General features: G+C 62.2%; 13 protein-coding genes. 9 read left to right on the plus strand and 4 right to left on the minus strand.

Going from position 1 to position 17,919, the window contains the following annotated elements; genetic code table 11:
- The first annotated feature begins 17 nt into the window (after nt 1-17).
- The gene (locus Q6A48_RS11590; RefSeq protein ID WP_304554252.1) at nt 18-1,604 is read left to right on the plus strand and encodes a GMC family oxidoreductase; all 1,587 of its coding nucleotides are present in this window, start codon (nt 18-20) and stop codon (nt 1,602-1,604) included.
- A gap of 139 nt (nt 1,605-1,743) precedes the next feature.
- A complete protein-coding gene (locus tag Q6A48_RS11595; RefSeq protein ID WP_304554253.1) occupies nt 1,744-2,334 on the plus strand; it encodes a DUF1349 domain-containing protein in 591 nt (196 codons plus the stop codon).
- A gap of 219 nt (nt 2,335-2,553) precedes the next feature.
- On the opposite strand, the gene Q6A48_RS11600 is transcribed toward Q6A48_RS11595, so the two are convergent.
- Nucleotides 2,554-2,688, minus strand: coding sequence for a hypothetical protein (locus Q6A48_RS11600; protein ID WP_304554254.1), 135 nt, complete (start codon nt 2,686-2,688; stop codon nt 2,554-2,556).
- Nucleotides 2,689-2,728: 40 nt separating this feature from the next.
- Nucleotides 2,729-3,643, minus strand: a complete 915-nt coding sequence (locus tag Q6A48_RS11605) for a LysR family transcriptional regulator (RefSeq protein WP_304554255.1) — start codon at nt 3,641-3,643, stop codon at nt 2,729-2,731.
- Nucleotides 3,644-3,900: 257 nt separating this feature from the next.
- Here Q6A48_RS11605 and Q6A48_RS11610 point away from each other — a divergent pair, with 257 nt between their 5' ends.
- The 5 genes from Q6A48_RS11610 (at nt 3,901) to Q6A48_RS11630 (ending at nt 12,961) form a co-directional block, all read left to right on the plus strand.
- Nucleotides 3,901-4,926 carry a zinc-dependent alcohol dehydrogenase family protein gene (locus Q6A48_RS11610; RefSeq protein WP_304554256.1) on the plus strand — a complete coding sequence of 342 codons (1,026 nt, stop codon included), beginning with the start codon at nt 3,901-3,903 and terminating at the stop codon, nt 4,924-4,926.
- Nucleotides 4,927-5,595: 669 nt separating this feature from the next.
- Nucleotides 5,596-7,086 carry a hypothetical protein gene (locus tag Q6A48_RS11615; RefSeq protein WP_304554257.1) on the plus strand — a complete coding sequence of 497 codons (1,491 nt, stop codon included), beginning with the start codon at nt 5,596-5,598 and terminating at the stop codon, nt 7,084-7,086.
- A 96-nt stretch (nt 7,087-7,182) separates the two neighbouring features.
- Nucleotides 7,183-8,580, plus strand: coding sequence for an aminotransferase class I/II-fold pyridoxal phosphate-dependent enzyme (locus Q6A48_RS11620; RefSeq protein ID WP_304554280.1), 1,398 nt, complete (start codon nt 7,183-7,185; stop codon nt 8,578-8,580).
- A 90-nt stretch (nt 8,581-8,670) separates the two neighbouring features.
- Nucleotides 8,671-10,317 carry a phosphoglucomutase (alpha-D-glucose-1,6-bisphosphate-dependent) gene (gene pgm, locus Q6A48_RS11625; protein WP_304554258.1) on the plus strand — a complete coding sequence of 549 codons (1,647 nt, stop codon included), beginning with the start codon at nt 8,671-8,673 and terminating at the stop codon, nt 10,315-10,317.
- A 238-nt stretch (nt 10,318-10,555) separates the two neighbouring features.
- Entirely contained in the window at nt 10,556-12,961 is a 2,406-nt protein-coding gene (locus Q6A48_RS11630; RefSeq protein ID WP_369811689.1) for a UvrD-helicase domain-containing protein, read from the plus strand.
- 73 nt (nt 12,962-13,034) lie between these two features.
- Here the strand turns inward: Q6A48_RS11630 and Q6A48_RS11635 are convergent, their stop codons facing one another.
- Together Q6A48_RS11635 and Q6A48_RS11640 are read right to left on the minus strand one after the other, a co-directional pair.
- Nucleotides 13,035-13,313, minus strand: a complete 279-nt coding sequence (locus Q6A48_RS11635) for a DUF1652 domain-containing protein (protein WP_003201764.1) — start codon at nt 13,311-13,313, stop codon at nt 13,035-13,037.
- 193 nt (nt 13,314-13,506) lie between these two features.
- Entirely contained in the window at nt 13,507-14,952 is a 1,446-nt protein-coding gene (locus tag Q6A48_RS11640; protein WP_304554260.1) for an MFS transporter, read from the minus strand.
- A gap of 134 nt (nt 14,953-15,086) precedes the next feature.
- On the opposite strand from Q6A48_RS11640, the gene Q6A48_RS11645 reads away from it, so the two are divergent.
- A complete protein-coding gene (locus Q6A48_RS11645; protein WP_304554261.1) occupies nt 15,087-15,992 on the plus strand; it encodes a LysR family transcriptional regulator in 906 nt (301 codons plus the stop codon).
- A gap of 378 nt (nt 15,993-16,370) precedes the next feature.
- The gene (locus Q6A48_RS11650; protein ID WP_304554262.1) at nt 16,371-17,828 is read left to right on the plus strand and encodes a serralysin family metalloprotease; all 1,458 of its coding nucleotides are present in this window, start codon (nt 16,371-16,373) and stop codon (nt 17,826-17,828) included.
- The last annotated feature ends 91 nt before the right edge of the window (nt 17,829-17,919 follow it).

Below are 17,919 nucleotides of genomic sequence, written 5' to 3' on the forward strand. Positions count from 1 at the left end.
CGGTACTGGAGTTGGACATGGTTGATTACATAGTGGTGGGTGGCGGTTCAACGGGCTGCACGGTCGCCGGTCGATTGAGCGAAGACAGCTCGACGCAGGTGGTGTTGTTCGAAGAAGGGCCGCGAGACCTCAATCCCTACATCCATATCCCGGGCGCCTACTACAAGACCGCCCAGGGCGACTTGCTCAAGCGTTATCAATGGGAGCCCACCCGATCGCAGTCGCGCACTGAGCTACCGACCATGGTCCAGGCCAAGGTGCTTGGCGGGGGCAGCTCGGTCAATGCAATGATCTACATTCGCGGGGTACCCGAAGATTACGATGGTTGGGCCGAGAAGGGCGCTGTTGGCTGGTCTTACCAGGATGTGCTGCCGTTCTTCAAGAAGGCAGAAAACAATGACACCTTCAGTAACGAGGTGCATGGCACCGGTGGCCCGTTGGGCGTGTCCTACCCGCCTTATATCCACCCGTTGTCGCGGGTCTGGCTGCAAGCCTGCCAGGCGTACGGCCTGCCTTACAACCCGGACTTCAACAGCGGCAAGCCTGAAGGGTGTGGCTTCTATCAGATCACCTCGATCAATGGCGTGCGCAGCAGTGCGGCAGCGGCCTACCTGCGCCCCGCCCGTGGTCGCAAGAACCTGTCGGTCAGGACGGGTTGCAAGGTCGAAAAGATCATTTTCGAAGGCAATGTGGCCAAGGGCGTCGTCTACTCCGAAAAGGGCGTGCGCAAGGAATTGTACGCGAACAGGGAGATCATCATTTCGGCGGGCGCCATTGCTACGCCGCAACTGTTAATGGTGTCGGGCGTCGGCCCTGCCGGGCACCTCGAGCGGCAGGGCGTAAGTGTTGTCAAGGATCTACCCGGTGTCGGCCAGAACCTGCAGGACCATATCGAGATATCGATGGTCTACGAGCTGACTGGCCCACACAGCTATGACAAGTACAAAAAGCCTTTGTGGAAAGCGGCGGCGGGCTTGCAGTATGGTCTGTTCCGTAACGGTCCAGCGGCCTCCAACCTGATCGAGGCTGGCGCATTCTGGTGGGGACAAAAAGAAGAAGCGACGCCGGATATCCAGTACTTCATGGTGGTCGGTGCGGGGATCGAAGAAGGTGTCGATTCAGTACCGGGCGGCAATGGATGCACGATCAACTTCGGCCAGATCCGACCCAGGTCCCGTGGTTTTGTCGAACTCAACGGTCGCTCGATGGACCAGCCACCGAGAATCGTCCCCAACTATTTCGCCGATCCTTACGATCTGGAGGCACTGGTGGAAGGATTCTGCATTGCCGACCAGATCATGGAGCAGTCGGTGTTCAAACCCTATATTGCGCGCCGTCATGTGCCGTCACCGCAGGTGAAAAGCCGTGGGGAAATCGCGCGGTTCTGCGAAGAGATAGCACACGCCGCGCTCCATCCTTCGGGAACCTGCCGGATGGGGACTGATGAGATGGCGGTGGTTTCGCCTGAACTGCGTGTGCACGGTATCGAACGGCTACGCGTTGCCGACGCTTCCATCATGCCAACCCTGGTCTCGGGCAATCCGAATTCGGTGTGCATCATGATTGGCGAAAAATTGGCAGACATGATCCGGCGCAATTCTTAGCAGTCGCCTGCTCTTGCGTGTAGGCGATGGGGCAGAGAGTCGCTCCATTACCTGCATTCTTCCTGATAGCAGGATCGATATTTTCAAGTTACCTGGTTGCCCAATTCAAAGTGTGAAAATCGAGACGAGGTGTGATGCTATGCGTTTGGAACGGTTGACAGTTCAAGGCGAGGCCAACGGTATGGCGCAGTTGAACACCGACGGCGTTCTCTTGAGGGCGGGGGCGCAGACCGATTGGTTTTTTCATCCGGCGGGATCATTCCGGCGTGACAACGTCATTGCCGCTTCAATGGCGATTGAGGACGCGGTTTTTACTCTGTCTGCCAAAGTTTCTGTGAGATTTTCATCTGCCTTTGACGCCGGCGCCCTGTTTGTCCAGGTCGACGACGATAACTGGGCCAAGCTGGCGTTCGAGCTATCGGGGGCTGGTTTACCTACCGTTGTCAGCGTCATTACCCGAGGGGTCTCGGATGACGCAGATGGTCCTTCGATCGAAGGTGAGTCGGTTTGGTTGAGGGTGCACTGTGACGGCCAGACGTTGGCCTTCCACTTCTCCGTGGATGGCCTCTATTGGCGATTCTTGCGCTGGTTTACCCTTCCGGGGATTGCTCGGAGGCCTCTGCGGATAGGGTTCGCGGCTCAGGCGCCGACGGGTGAAGGATGTGTTGCGCGGTTTACCGATATGGGTTGGAGCCTGCAGCAGATTGTGGATTTGCGGGATGGTAGCTAGCGACCGGTGAGGCGGGCGAGGGTATACCGGACTTGATACAACGCGACGTTTACCCTCGCTGTCCGCCTGAAGAACGATGTGGTTGGAAGTCGCAAACCCCTTATGCGAAAAACATGCGCCAAACACGATTTATGGACTTGGCTGCGCTGGCCTAACACACGCAATTGCTAAGCGTTCAGCGCGTGGCGGCGGGCTTTTTCAGCAGAATGAAGCCTGAAATCAGGATAAGGGCCAGACCAGCCGCATCCGACCATCGAGCTCTTCGTCGAACAGCAACGCCCCCCAGGCAATCGCGAAGATCAGGTAGGTGTAATCGAATGCGCCGACGATCGGTCTCGCCGATTTGATAAGCACGGGCGATGCCGATGCTGATGAACAGCCTGCCCGACGAAACCTAAAGGCTCTCAGGATCCCCAAAAAACATCTGAATCCGCGACCGCAACCAACGCTCCCCCGGGTCATTGTCCTGCGAACCGCGCCAGGCCATGTGCAGTTCGAAGCTGCGCACCGGGATGGGCGGGTCTTCGGCGCGCACGCCGCCGGCGGCGGTCAGGGCGTCGGCGGTGTAGTCGGGCACGGTGGCGATGATGTCGGTGCCTGTCAGCAAGGTGCTCAGGCCGTTGAATTGCGGCACGGCCAGCACCACGTGGCGCTTGCGATCGAGTTTTTCCAGTTCCTCGTCGATGAAGCCGCTCAGGTCCCCGGCGAAGGACACCAGGGCATGGGGGCGGGCGCAGAATTCATCCAGGGTCAGGCGCCCTGGCGCGGTATCGGCCCGCAGGACCTTGGGCATGCTGCGCCGCAGGACCTTGCGCTTGGCGTTGGCCGGCAGGTCGTCGGTGTAGCTGACGCCGATGGAGATTTCACCCGAGGCCAGCAGCCCGGGCATGAGGATGTAGTTGACCCGGCGCACCACCAGCACGATGCCGGGTGCTTCGGCCCGCAGGCGCTTGAGCAGCATCGGCAGCAGGGCGAACTCGGCGTCGTCCGACAGGCCGATGCGAAACACCGAGGTGCTGGTGGCCGGGTCGAATTCCGCGGCGCGGCTGACCGCCGTGGAAATCGAGTCCAGGGCCGGGGAGAGCAGGGCGAAGATCTCCACCGCCCGGGCCGTTGGCTCCATGCTGCGGCCGGTGCGCACGAACAGCGGGTCATCGAACAGGCTGCGCAGGCGCGACAGCGCTGCGCTGATGGCCGGTTGACCGAGGAACAATTTCTCGGCCGCACGGGTCACACTGCGTTCATGCATCAGTGTTTCGAACACGATCAACAGGTTCAAGTCGACACGCCGCAGGTCATTACGATTCATCTGGGGTCCTGGCTGTTCGGTAAGCTTGACGTGGGCGGCCATATGGGAACAATGGCCGGCATGAATCTTACGGGGAAAGGCTGGTACTCTGCACTGGCTAATTCGGGTTTCCCAGGGATCAGGCCGACACGAACGGTTTCATTTTCTTGGTGCGGAATCAATGACAGGCATGTCGACTATTAATAGCCACTGATGGTCTTGGGTACAAAGCCCGGATAGAGTTCATGGCATTAGAGGTTACTTTGACGAGGTTTGCGATGTCCCGCACGATCCGTTTTCACAAGTTTGGTGGTGCCGAGGTGCTCAAATGCGAAGAGCATGCGGCGGCTCTTCCTGCGCCAGGAGAAGTGCAGGTCCGTGTCGAAGCGATCGGCATCAGTTGGTACGACACCCTGTGGCGCCAGAACCTGGCGTCATCCCAGGCGCGCCTGCCTTCCGGGCTGGGCCATGAGATGGCCGGCGTGGTCACGGCCGTTGGCGATGGTGTCGACGACCTGGTCGTGGGCGACAAGGTCGCCAGCTTCCCTGCCGAGAGCCCCAACGACTATCCGGTGTACGGCGAGGTCATCGTTCTGCCACGCACCGCGCTGACCCGTTACCCTGACGTGCTCAGCCCGATCGAGGCGGCGGTGCACTACACGCCGTTGCTGATCGCCTACTTCGCCTATGCCGACCTGGCGCGGGTCAAGCCGGGGCAGTTCGCCCTGGTCACCGATGCCAGCCATTGCGCCGGTCCTTCCTTCGTGCAACTGGGCAAGGCCCTGGGCGTGCGGGTGATCGCGGCCACCAAGACGGCCGACGAACGTGAATACCTGTTGTCCCTGGGGGCCGAGAAGGTCATCGTCACCGAGGAACAGGACTTGCTGATGCAGATCAACAAGCTGACCGACAACCGTGGCGTCGACGTCGTGTTCGACGGCTTGGGCGGGCCGCAGATGTCGTTGCTCGGCGATGTGCTGGCACCGCGCGGCAGCCTGGTGCTGTACGGCCTGCAGGGGGGCAACCAGACGCCATTCCCGGCCTGCGCGGCATTCCAGAAGAACATCCAGTTCTTCGTGCACTGCATCGGCAACTTTACCGGCAAGCCGGAACTGGGCATCGTCCAGGACCAGGTGGCGTTGCAGCGGGCGCTGCGCGACATCAACCAGCTGACCGCCGATCGTGTGCTGCTGCCCCTCAAGACCCGGATCTTTCCCTTCGCCGAGTTCGTCGAAGCCCATCGCTACATGGACGAATGTCCTTGCCGCGAACGTGTTGCCCTCCAGGTCGTCGATCCTGCCTGATCTGCCCCTTGCGCAAGAGTCATAGCCCCGGACTCTTGCGCTGCCTGCGGCCTGAGCGCCCGGCGTTCCTTCTGCGATCCACCCACCTCCATGACCTGGCACGTGCCTGCCGACTGGCCTGACTGGGTCCGCCTCTTCTCGAATCTGTTTGCCCGCCCGCATCTGAACTGGTTTTTGCTCTTAATCTGTATCTTCCAATCATTGTTTAAGTCCTGATAATTGAACGCTTGTTTTTATCTCAAGGAAGAAGTCGTGGCGCGGTATAACTTTTTCGAAGGCCCTTGCCCTCCAACTTATAGTCAAGGTGCATTGAGCGTTACTTGGCGTAAGCCTATCTATCGACTGTCAGGAAAGCCGGTTGTGGCAGAACGCCGATCAATGTTCGGCAGGTTCTTTATTTCTTGTACTCATTGTCTGTGGGACGTTGTCGGAAATCTCCTAGGACGTGCTGGCGGAACAGCCAGGTCCAGCAATCATGCGGCTCCCGGGGCGGTGTCGAAGGAGGCAAGTCGATCCTGAGACGTATGTATCAAATAATTACAGCAAGCAGGTTTTGAATGTACTGCTAATACTCTTTGCAGCACTAGAACAATCTATTCAGATCACCATGTCGCTCGACCCCATGGGTGTGGAGGCGACGCCGACCGTTGAATTTCCAGGTAAATGGCTATGAGTGCAATCCATGAGCAAGCAATGACTCACGTGTATCAACAAGTATTGCAGCGTTTGTTGGGTTTTTATTCCCGGGCGGAACGTACTGCGTTGCAGTTGTTGATCCAGCGTTTAATTGTCGCCGCCGGAGGCATCGATCGGATAGGTGATTATCGCGTGTTGACGGTGCAGAACGGCAGCCGGGACGGTTTCTATGTCCTGACCGCGTTGCGCGCCGCGCAGTTGAGCATCGCGGGCAGGCATCCGGCGACGTTCGCCCTGCGCGTGGCCACGCCCCGCCTGAGCCAGACCACCCAGGCCACCCTGGAGAACATCCACCGCTGCTACAGCGCGCTCTTCGTCTACGACGATCCCCGGGTCGAGTTGCTGATGGCCGATAACCGCGAGGTGGTGCCGTTCAGCCACACCCAGGCCCTGTCGGTGGCCGGGCATGAGGCCAATCGCATGGACATGCTGGTGCTGGGTCACCTGCGCTCGGTCGACGGCCCGCTGGAGATCGGGGACGAGGGCTACCTGGCAATGGCGGAGTTCTATCGGCACATGGCGCGCTGGGAGGCCGGGGTCGATTCGCTGGTCAGCAGCGATACGCCACGCCAGCAGAAGAATTTCATGTCGGGGCTTCGGCGCGCCGCCGGCAAGGTGGGCCTGGTGGCCGACAGCGGCAATGGCTTCGACAGCCTCTTTGCACAGCTGGACACCCTCGGCGGCGAGCTCTACGGGCAGGTCTATGGTCCGCAACACCTGGGCAAATGGCAGCCCGAAGGCCACTTCGAGGCCTGTCGGCGGGTGGGACACATCGGTATCGATGACTTGACCGTCGATCGACTGGAAGGCACCAACTGGCCGCTGTTCAACGAATTTCTGCGGGTGCAGACCGAGAACCTCATTCCCTCGACGTCCGAGAACGAGTACCTCAGCCCGCTGCTGTCGGCCCACCTGCATGGCTTGCAGGCCTGTTACCTGCACGGGCGCAGCTACGAAACGGGGTATGGGGACTACGCGCAGCGCGCGGTGATGATCATGCATCGCAAGCAATTGCCGGAATACGCCTGCGAGCAGGCGCAGGCGATGTTCGGGTCACCGCTGCAGATCCCGCAACGCCGAACTCAGGCCGCCCTGGAGGCACAGAAGATCATGGGGCTCAGCGAAACACAGCTGGTGTGCATGCTGTTCGCGCCTTTCGTCGAGGAGGGGGCCGGCCTGGAGCATTTCCTGCGTTGCTGCCACCCCGGCATGCTGGTGGCGATGCCGGACCTGCACAAGGCGATGCAGGGCGGGCCCATCGCAGACCAGGTGGCGCACTGGATGGTCGACGTCAGCGGCCTGCCCATGGATGTACTCGCCACGCTGTACCGGTCGAGCGTCACGCGGTCGGAAAAGGTCGAAGCCCTGTCCGAGAGTGACCTGCAACGGGCCCTGGACGGTCCCGACGCGGTGGAGGCCGGGCAGGGTGAAGATGACCTGTGCGAACGCTCGGCCAGGCATTGAGGAGCGGGGCCTGATGCTTTCAGCCACCCTGTGTCCCGCCCGGCTGCCGGGCGCCGTGGCATGTCCGGGCAGGACTCGCTGCCTTGGCCTGACGCCATGAAGGGCTGCCGGGAGACAGACTTCGCCTACCAGGCGGTGTATCGGTACCTGACCACGCTGATCAACGAGATGGGAGCGGATGCCCGGGTGCGCCTCCCGTCGCTGCGGCAATTGTCCGAACGCTTGAACGTGTCGATTTCCACCATCCAGTACGCCTATTCGTTGCTGGAAAAGGAAGGGCGGGTCTATTCGATCGCCAAGTCCGGCTACTACGCGTTGCCTGTGCCTAGCGTGACGGGCCTGGAGGGTGGGGACGACCTGCTCGAAAGCCTGTACGTCAATGTGCGGCGACCAGGCATGCTGGTGCTCAGCGCGGATGAGCCGGCCTCGATGCAGCCGCTGGACAGCCCGCTGTTGCTCCTTGAACGCGAGTTGCTGCGCCAGTATCCGCGTTCCCCGCAGACGCCTTCCCAGCCTTGGGGAGAGCTGGAATTGCGCACGGCCCTGGCGGCGCGCTATACCTCGTCGCCGGCGCGATGCTGGAACGCCGACGATGTCTATCTCGGCGCCGACCTGCGGGGCGTGCTGGAGATCCTGATCGCCGCGCTGGCGTTGCGCGACGCCACGGTCTTGATCGAATCGCCCTGCGACTGGACGGTGCTGCGCTTGCTCCAGGCGGCCGGGGTCAATGTCATCGAATTGCCGTTGCAGGCCGCTGGGGAGATCGATCTCGACCAGCTCGAACACCTGCTGGTGAGCGAAAGCGTGGGGCTGGTGATGCTGTCCGCGCTCCTGAACATGCCCAGGGGCACGCTCGTGCCGGACCAGAACCGTCGTGCCGTCGCCCGGTTGCTGGAGCGGCACGGCACCTGGGTGCTGGAGAACGACAGCCATACGGACCTGGCGTTCGAGGCCGGGGCTACGCCTTTGCGTGACTTGCTCGACCCGGATCGGTTGATCGTCTACTCCACGTTCGAGAAAACCATCGGCCCGGAAGCGCCCTACGGCTACCTGCTGTCGCGCCAGCTGACCCTGGATTTGCAGCGCCATTTCCTGTTGCGCGCGTTTCGGCTGTCGCCCATCCGCCAGAAAGCCATCGCCCGCCTGTACAGCAACGGCAGGGTGGACCAGCATTTGCTGGTGTTGCGGCGATTGTTGCGCGACAGCGCGGCGTCGGCGACCCAGCTGCTGCACGAGCGGCTGGGGGACAGCCTACAGTGGCCCGAACCGCAGGGCGGCGCGACGATCTGGCTGCGTTCCACGCGTAACGTCGACTTGCGGCGGGTGTTCCAGCGGTTGCTGGCCCAGCGCATCGTCATCGCACCGGGCGAGCTGTTCAGCCTCCAGGGGCTCTATGGGCAGCATCTGCGCCTGACTCACGCCTTGAACGGCACGCAAGACCTGGACGCGGCACTTTGCGCCCTGGCCGATGCGCTGCGGCTCGAACCCTCGTAACGGGGCGGATGGATCGAACCCATCGCGCCATGGTCGAACTGTCAGTAAACTGCATTCCATTTCCCGAGCCACTCCATCCAGAGGTTTTGCATGACAGTCAGTCCATTTGCGGGCAAGCCGGCACCGGCAGAGTTGTTGATCGATATCCCGCGACTGGTGACGGCCTACTACACCGGCCGCCCCGATGCATCGGTTGCCACCCAGCGTGTGGCTTTCGGCACCTCCGGCCACCGTGGCAGCTCCTTCGACCTGGGGTTCAACGAGTGGCACGTGCTTGCGATCAGCCAGGCGATCTGCCTGTACCGCGAAGCCCAGGGCATCACCGGGCCGCTGTTCATCGGCATCGACACCCACGCGTTGTCGACGCCGGCCGGCGCAAGCGCCCTGGAAGTATTCGCCGCCAATGGCGTGACCGTGATGATTGCCGAGGGCGACGAGTACACGCCGACGCCAGCGGTTTCCCACGCCATTCTTTGCTACAACCGCGGCCGCACCACGGGGCTGGCGGACGGTATCGTCATCACGCCGTCCCATAACCCGCCGCAAAGCGGTGGCTACAAGTACAACCCCACCAATGGCGGCCCGGCCGATACCCACATCACCAAGTGGATCGAAGCCAAGGCCAACGAGCTCCTGGGCAACCAGTTGGCTGGGGTCAAGCGCATCACCTACGAGCAGGCCCTGAAGGCGGACACCACCCACCGTCACGACTACGTCAACAGCTACGTGGCCGACCTGGTCAATGTCATCGACTTCGACACCATCCGCGCTGCCGGCCTGCGCTTGGGCGTCGATCCGCTGGGCGGCGCCGGCGTGCGCTACTGGCCGGCGATTGCCGAGCATTACCGCCTGGACCTGGACGTGGTGAACACCCACGTGGATTCGACCTTCCGCTTCATGACCGTCGACTGGGACGGGCAAATCCGCATGGACCCGTCCTCCAGCCACGCCATGCAGGGGCTGATCGGTCTCAAGGAGCGTTTCGACGTGGCCTTCGCCTGCGACCCGGACCATGACCGCCACGGCATCGTCACGCCGTCTGGTGGCCTGCTGGCGCCCAACAATTACCTGGCGGTGTCCATCGACTACCTGTTCCAGAACCGTCCGCAATGGCGCGCCGATGCCGCCGTGGGCAAGACCGTGGTCAGCAGCGGCCTGATCGACCGCGTGGCCAAGCGCCTGGGTCGGCGCCTGTATGAAGTGCCCGTCGGCTTCAAATGGTTCGCCGATGGCCTGTTCGACGGTTCCCTGGGCTTTGGCGGTGAAGAGAGCGCCGGCGCATCGTTCCTGCGCAAGGACGGTGGCGTCTGGAGTACCGACAAGGACGGCCTGATCCCGGCACTGCTGGCGGCCGAGATGACCGCTCGCACCGGCCGCGATCCGAGCCAGGCCTACCGCGCCCTGACCGACGAATTGGGCGAGCCGTTCTCGGTGCGCGTCGACGCCAAGGCCAATCCACAGCAAAAGGCGCTGTTGGGCAAGTTGTCTGCGCAACAGGTGGCGTCCACTGAGCTTGCCGGCGAGAAGATCCAGAACATCCTCAGCCACGCGCCGGGTAACGACCAGGCTATTGGTGGCTTGAAGGTCATGACCGAAAACGGCTGGTTCGCCGCCCGTCCTTCGGGGACCGAGGATATCTACAAGATCTACGCCGAGAGCTTCATTGGCGAAGACCACCTCAAGCAACTGGTCGTCGAAGCGCAGACCCTGGTGGACGGGGCCATTTCCGGGCAGTGATCGAGCCTTTCGTGCCTGTGGAAGGCCGCTTCCTCAGGCACGATGTGCTTGGCACTCGGTGGTCCAAAAGCTCCATATACCTTTCACTTCATCGCCTAACCCCATGACAAATAAGATTTCTGGTGGAACCTGAAGGCAAATGCAGACACCATGTCTGCCATGGTTCAGAACACCGGAGTCTCTACGCGTGTCGCAGCACACCCCCGATCTTCCTCCCGATCTCTTGCCTCTGGCACAGATGCCGTGGCTCAAACGCCTGGCGGCCCGTTTCTTTGGCCATGGCCTGACTCGCCTGCGCGCCCAGCACCGCAGTTCCTGGTTGCACGGCCAGGCCGATGGATTTCGCAGCGGCCATACCGCCGGTTTCGACTATGGCTATAAGGAAGGCCTGGAAGACGGTCGCCAGGTCCTGCTGATCCGTGATTCCCGTAGCACGGAGCATCCAGCCCCACAGGTCGATGACCTGCTGTTCGATGATTGGCGCCTGCCGCTGAGCGCGGAGTTGAAAAAGCGAATCAAGGCTGATGTCGCCCGATTGTTGCCGGCAAATGCGCAACCCAGTGCAGCGCAATGGAAGATGATTTTCAGTGACACGCCCTCGACCTCCGTTGTCGCGGGGGCGGGTGCGGGCAAATCGACGACGTTGGTGTTGCGCATCGTGCTGCTGGTGCATTACCTGGGGTTCGAAATGGACTCGATGACCGTCGTGACGTTTACCCGGGAGTCGCGCAAGGACTTCATCCAGAAACTGATTGAAGTATTTGGCCTCTGGGGGCGAGCGGTCAGCCTCAAGCAGGCCCGTGACCTGGTGCGGACCTTCCACTCGCGGATCCTGCCCATGGTCCGCAGCCTGCCCGGGTTCGAGCGACTTCAAGCGTTCGAGGCCCTCAGTCACCGCGAGACGAGTGACGACGACGGCCAGGGCAACCCCTTCGACCTGCGCATCAACGACGTCCAGCGCCAGCAACTCAACGCCTGTTATCACCGCCTTTACCAGCGGGACGAGCGTTTTCGCGAGCTGATCAAGCCGCTGTCCCGGCATGCGCTGCAACTCAAGGAGCTGGAGCGCGATCATCCGGACGTGCAAAAGCGCGTAGCCGTGACCGAGCTGGCGGCCCAGCGCGACGAAGCGCTGTGCGACGCCATCGAGGATTTGTGGGTACGCGCCGGAGCCTGGCCTATCAAGGGCATCGAGCCGAAGCGGCAGGCCTTCGACATCAACGGCTCGACCTTTCGCTGCCATGGCTACATTCCGTCCCTGGATGCCTGGGTCGTGCTGGGGTTCGATCCACGGGAAGACGCCCGGCTGAGCCGTCCCGGGGCCAAGCTGAGCCTGCGCGCGGAGTGGGCTGTAAAGCGCACCCTGTTTCAAGCTTTCTGTCGTAAACCATTGATATGGCTTGAAAATTATGACTCATCAAAACGTCTTTTGGCGTCCATGGCAGGGGATGCCAGCGCCGGTCCCGGGTTCGACTACAAGGTCAAGGGGGAGTTGGCTTCGGCGCCTTTGCTGGACTGTTTCGTCGCCGCCGCCGGCTTTATCGAAAACCTTGGCCTGGATGTACCGGACGCCGTGGGGCGGATGTCCTTTGCCCAGGATGATCCCGACCGCTATTTCTTCGAGGCGTTGAGCCGTTACTGGCGGGCGTTCGAGGATCACTTGCTGGACCAGTCCCCGCCGATCATGACTTTCAACCGCATGTTCGCGTTATTCAGCGAACAGACCCCGGAAAACTTCAAGTTGTTGACTGACGGGATGCTCAGGCCGCTCTCGCACTTGATGATCGATGAGTTTCAGGACGTGTCGCCACAGATCGTCTCCTGGCTGCGCGCCAGCCTGCGGGAAGTGCGCAGCCGTGGCCCAGCCATGCACGTGGGGCGCGGCGCCCAGCGCTCGTCGTTATTGTGCGTTGGGGATGACTGGCAATCGATCTACGGTTGGCGCGGCAGTTCGCCAAGCTATTTCATGGCATTCAACAAGCAATTCCCTTCGCCGACGACCACGCGGGTGATGCTGACCGACAACTACCGCAGTCATCAGCACATCATCGACGCCGCCGAGCACATTGTGCGCGCCGCGGCAGCGATTCCCGGGAAGAAGGCCAAGGCGAGTGGCCAGCCTCGTTCCCTGACGCCGGTCAATGTACTGGACCGGGATGACGAAGGTCTGGCGCGGCGGCTCGACGAGCACTATCGCAAGGGCGATTCAATCTTGATGTTGTATCGAAAAAGCAGCGATAAGTCGTTGATTGAGAAATATATTTCGCCAATAGTTAATGTGGATTCTAGCTTGCCTTACGAGGCCCGACGGCTGAGGCAAATGACTTATCACAGTGCCAAGGGGCTACAGGCTGACGCGGTGTTTTTGCTGGGCGATTGCCAGCACCTGACCCATTCGCCCTACAAGAACCAGGTCTACCGAATGGCGGGGTTGGGCCAGGACACCGACGCCGAGCCCTACGACACCGCGCAAAAGGACGAGATCCTGCGCCTGGCGTACGTGGGGATTACGCGTGCGGTGCAGCATTGCTATTGGTACGTGGATGCCCCGGAAGGCCAGGCGGCCAATGCGCCCAAGGCCTCGGATCGCATCGGCACGGGCAAGCCGTTCTTCGCTGATCATCGTCGTGCACGCAATGGCTGAGACGCTCCGGCCACCCCCTGGTCGAGGGTGGGGAGCGTAGCGGTCGCGAAAGCGGTGGATCAGGGAACCAGGATCAGGAAGCGAACCTGCGCAAGCCAACCGGTGGCACGAAGGCTTCCAGCTCGGCTTCCACCGCTTCGATGATGCGTTCCACATCCGGAGCATTCATCACGGTCGCGCAGGGGATGCCGGCGATGGCAATCATGGTCTCGCCACTGGCACGATCAAACAATCGGGCGACCATGCTGCCGGGCGCATCCATGCTGGCTTCAAAGCCCATTGGATGAAAATGCCAGCGCATCAACTGGCAGGCGTTGGGGAAGGTAACCTTGCTGAAAGATCCTTTATTCATGTGTTGCCCACCTTCTTCAATCGAGCGCTTCCTTTTGCTCATGTCAGGAAGGAAGAGCCTTCATGGCTCTACCAGTGAGAACTAAAAATAGCACCTGAAAATGAAAGTCATGTGGCTTTTTTCAGTCCGTTTTGCGATTGGTTCCATTCTTTTGATCTGCATCAAGGCTTAAACCGCCGATTTTGCTGTGCCATCACGCCTCGCGCGTACTGGCCAGGGTCTCGTCCAACGGCTCTGGCGCGCGGTACCTGAGGGCGATGAGCAAGGCCAGGACGACCAACGCCAAGGCGACGGCGAAGGTGGCGTGCAGGCCGCTCGCGACCGCTTCGCGGCTCGCGCTACCGATGTCGGTCGTGGCCGACGCATGGGCGAATACCGCTCCCAGCACCGAGGCGCCCGTGAAGAAGCCCAGGTTGCGCGACAGGTTGAGCAACCCGGCGATCACGCCTCGACGGTGGGCGGCCACGTTAGCCATGACGGCGGTGGTGTTGGCGGTCTGGAAGAAGGCGTAGCCGAGGGTGGTCACCACAATGGCGCCGAGATAGCCGCCAATGCCGAGGGCGGGCGCGAGCAGCGCCAGCATCAGGCTGCCCAGCACCATGGTGCCAAGGCCGGCCAGACGCATGGGACGGGCACCGACACGGTCCGTCAGGCGCCCGGCAGGGACACCCGCCAGCGCCGCCACGCAGGGACCCACCGCCAACACCAGGCCGACGAGCGCCGCCGGCAAGCCCAGGGTGATCGACAGGTAGAAAGGACCGACCAGCAGCGTCGCCATCATCACAGTGGCGACCACCGCACTCGTCGCCAGGCCGGACACCAGTAGCCGGTCGCGGAACGCGGCCAGTGGCAGCAGCGGCGAGGCCGCCCGGGACTGGACCAGGACGAACAGCGCGGCGCCGAGGGCTGCGATCAGCAACAGCACGATGTTTCGTCCGCCGAAGTCGCCGCGTCCGGAGGTCATGGCCAGGGCGTAGGCGCTGAGCGTGGCCGCCAGCAGCAGCGTGCCGTAGACATCGAAGCGGGCGCCCGTCGTCGCCGGACGAGGCCGCACGGGCAGCGAGCGCCAGGCCAGGCCTAGCGTCAGCGCGCCGAGGGGGACGTTGACCAGGAACAATGCCTGCCAGCCGAAGCCGCTGATCAACGCGCCGCCCAGGCTCGGCCCGAGGGCCGTGCCCACCGCCGACAACGTGGCCAACAAGCCCATGGCGCTGCCGGTCTTGTCCTGGCTGACGGTGTCGCTCGCCAAGGCCAAGGTCAGGGTCATCATGATGGCTGCGCCGAGGCCTTGCAGGGCCCGGCCGGTGATCAGCCAGTCCAGTGAGGGCGCCATGCCGCACCCAGCCGATGCCACGGTGAACAGCGCGATTCCGACCAGCAGCAGTGGACGGCGTCCCATCAGGTCCCCCAGGCGGCCAACACTGACGATCAGTGTGGTAATCACCAGCAGGTACGCCAGCACCACCCACTGGACTTGCTGGAAGGAGGCGTCAAGCGCCCCCGCCAGGGTTGGCAGGCCGACCGTGGCGACACTCGCGCCCAGGGAGGCGAGCAATGTCGAGAGCGCCAGGCTGGCCAAGGCGCCGCGAGCGGGAAGAGCGGGTGTCGGGTGGGAGGGCGGCGCAAGATCGGATTTCATCGGGGTCACCTGTGTCTGGGTCGTAACGTGGTGCTGTCGGAACGTTACGCCTGGGCTTACCATGGCGGAAGACGCAGCGTTTGCACTCCATAGCTGCAGCAAACGCCATCCCACAGCCACGCCAGGGCGCCATCATGTCCATTCCCGATCTGAATCTGCTCGTCACCCTCGATGTGTTGCTGGCCGAAGGCAGTGTGGCCCGGGCCGCGCGACGGCTTCGGCTGAGTCCTTCGGCGATGAGCCGGGCGTTGGCCCGGTTGCGCGAAACCACGGGGGATCCGCTCCTGGTCAGGGCCGGGCGCGGGCTGGTGCCAACGCCTCGTGCCCTGGCGCTGCGCGAGCAGGTCAGCCTCCTGGTGCAGCAGGCCCAGGCGGTGTTGCGTCCCGTCTCGACGCCGGACCTCGGACGGTTGAACCGAACCTTCACCTTGCGGACCCGCGAAGGCTTCGTGGAGAACTTCGCCATCGACCTGATCGCCCGGATCAACCAGCAGGCGCCAGGGGTGCGCTTGCGATTCGTGGAAAAGGCCAACCGCGACAGCACAGCGTTGCGCGAGGGCACCGTCGACCTGGAAACGGCGGTCGTCGACCGGGACACCAGCCCGGAACTGCGTACCCAGGCGCTGTTTGGCGATCGCTTGATCGGGGTGGTGCGCGCCGGGCATCCGTTGAGCCGGACAGCCGTCAGCGCCGAAGACTATGCGACGTGCCAGCATATCGGGGTTTCCATGCGCTTTCTCGACCAAGGCCCCATCGACCGCATCCTGGAACCCCTGGGCTTGTCACGGGAAATCGTCACCACCGTGCCAGGTTTTTCGTCGGCCCTGGGGTTGGCCCGGTCCAGCGACCTGGTCGCCAGCGTGCCGGCGCGCTACACCGCCAACCTGCGGGTGGGCATGCACAGTTTTGCGCTGCCGTTTCCGGTGCCGGAGTTCACCATTGCCATGCTCTGGCATCCGCGCCTGGACGCCGACCCGGTGCATCGCTGGCTTCGCGGTTGCCTGCGGGAAGTGTGCGCACGCAAGCCCACGGGCATTTAGGCGCTGCACGAAAACCTTCGTCTCAAGACTTTTCATCAGGCCCTAGTAGATATTCATTAATAGCACTTCGCTGGCACTTAGTTGGCGAAAGTGCCCGGGGTGGGCAACGGGTTAGTTGCCGCTATTTAATATTTAAATAGACTTTTGTCCGACAATCCGCATTCGAATTTTTAACTAGTGAGTACGTTCGAGACGAGGCCTTTTGTTTGTGGGCATGCCGGCCGACGGCCGGAATTTAATCCAAAAAAACTGCTAGACGTTCGATTTCAAATTGTGTCAGGTTTCTTACGTCCCTCATTGGGCGAGTGATAGGACGATCTCGCCAGAGATCGCCTGTCGTCTGACAAATGTTCCATCTGCAAACAAGGAAGTGTGTTTATGTCGAAAGTCAAAAACAGCGCTATCGATTCGGCCGAACAACTGCTCTGGGCCCCGCAATCATTGGCGGCTGCCAGCAATGCCTTCAACCAGATCAATAGTTTCAGCCACCAATACGATCGCGGCGGCAACCTGACCGTCAACGGCAAGCCGTCCTATTCCGTCGACCAGGCGGCCACGCAATTGCTGCGTGACGGCGCGGCCTACCAGGACCGGGACGGCAGCGGCAAGATCGAGCTGACCTACACGTTCCTGACGTCCGCCTCTTCAAGCACCATGAACAAGCATGGCATCAGCGGCTTCAGCCAGTTCAGCGCCCAGCAGAAAGCCCAGGCGGCTTTGGCGATGCAGTCCTGGGCGGACGTGGCCAACGTCACGTTCACCGAAAAGGCCAGCGGCGGCGACGGCCACATGACCTTCGGCAACTACAGCAGCGGCCAGGATGGCGCGGCGGCGTTTGCCTACCTGCCGGGCACCGGGGCCGGCTATGACGGCACGTCCTGGTACCTGATCAACAGCAGCTACACCCAGAACAAGACCCCGGACCTGAACAACTACGGTCGCCAGACCCTGACCCACGAGATCGGGCACACCCTGGGCCTGGCCCACCCCGGTGACTACAACGCCGGTGAAGGCGCGCCGACCTACGATGACGCCACCTATGGCCAGGACACGCGTGGCTACAGCGTCATGAGCTACTGGAGTGAGAGCAACACCAACCAGAACTTCAGCAAGGGCGGGGTCGAAGCCTATTCCTCCGGACCGCTGATGGATGACATCGCTGCCATCCAGAAGCTCTACGGCGCCAACACCAGCACCCGCACCGGTGACACCACCTACGGCTTCAACTCCAACGCCGGCCGGGATTTCCTCGGCGCCACGTCGTCCTCCGACAAGGTGGTGTTCTCGGTCTGGGACGCGGGCGGTCGCGACACCCTGGACTTCTCCGGCTTCACCCAGAACCAGAAGATCAATCTCAATGACGCGTCGTTTTCCGACGTTGGCGGCCTGGTGGGCAACGTGTCCATCGCCAAGGGCGCGATCATCGAGAACGCCACCGGCGGCTCGGGCAGCGACCTGCTGATCGGCAACGCCGTCGCCAACGAACTCAAGGGCGGTGCCGGCAATGACATCCTCTGGGGAGCCGGCGGGGCCGACAAACTGTGGGGCGGCTCGGGTTCCGACACCTTCGTGTTCGCGGCCAGCAACGACTCGCGTCCCGGTTCCGCCGACCAGATCCTCGACTTCGTCAGCGGCCTGGACAAGATCGACCTGACCGGTATCACCAAGGGTGCGGGCTTGCACTTCGTGAGCGCGTTCACCGGGGCGGCGGGGGATGCCGTGCTGTCGACGTCGGGCGGTAATAGCCTGCTGTCGGTGGATTTCTCCGGCCATGGCGTGGCGGACTTCCTGGTCAGCACCGTTGGCCAGGCAGCGGTGACGGACATCGTGGCCTGATGTCCTGATAACGGTGGCGGGAGAGCTGGCTCTCCCGCCACACCTTGCGGACCTTTGAGAGTGAGAAAAACCATGCCTTGCAGGCCTTCGG

It is taken from the genome of Pseudomonas citrullilanati (assembly GCF_030580855.1).
In the GTDB taxonomy this organism is placed as follows: Bacteria; Pseudomonadota; Gammaproteobacteria; order Pseudomonadales; family Pseudomonadaceae; genus Aquipseudomonas; species Aquipseudomonas citrulli.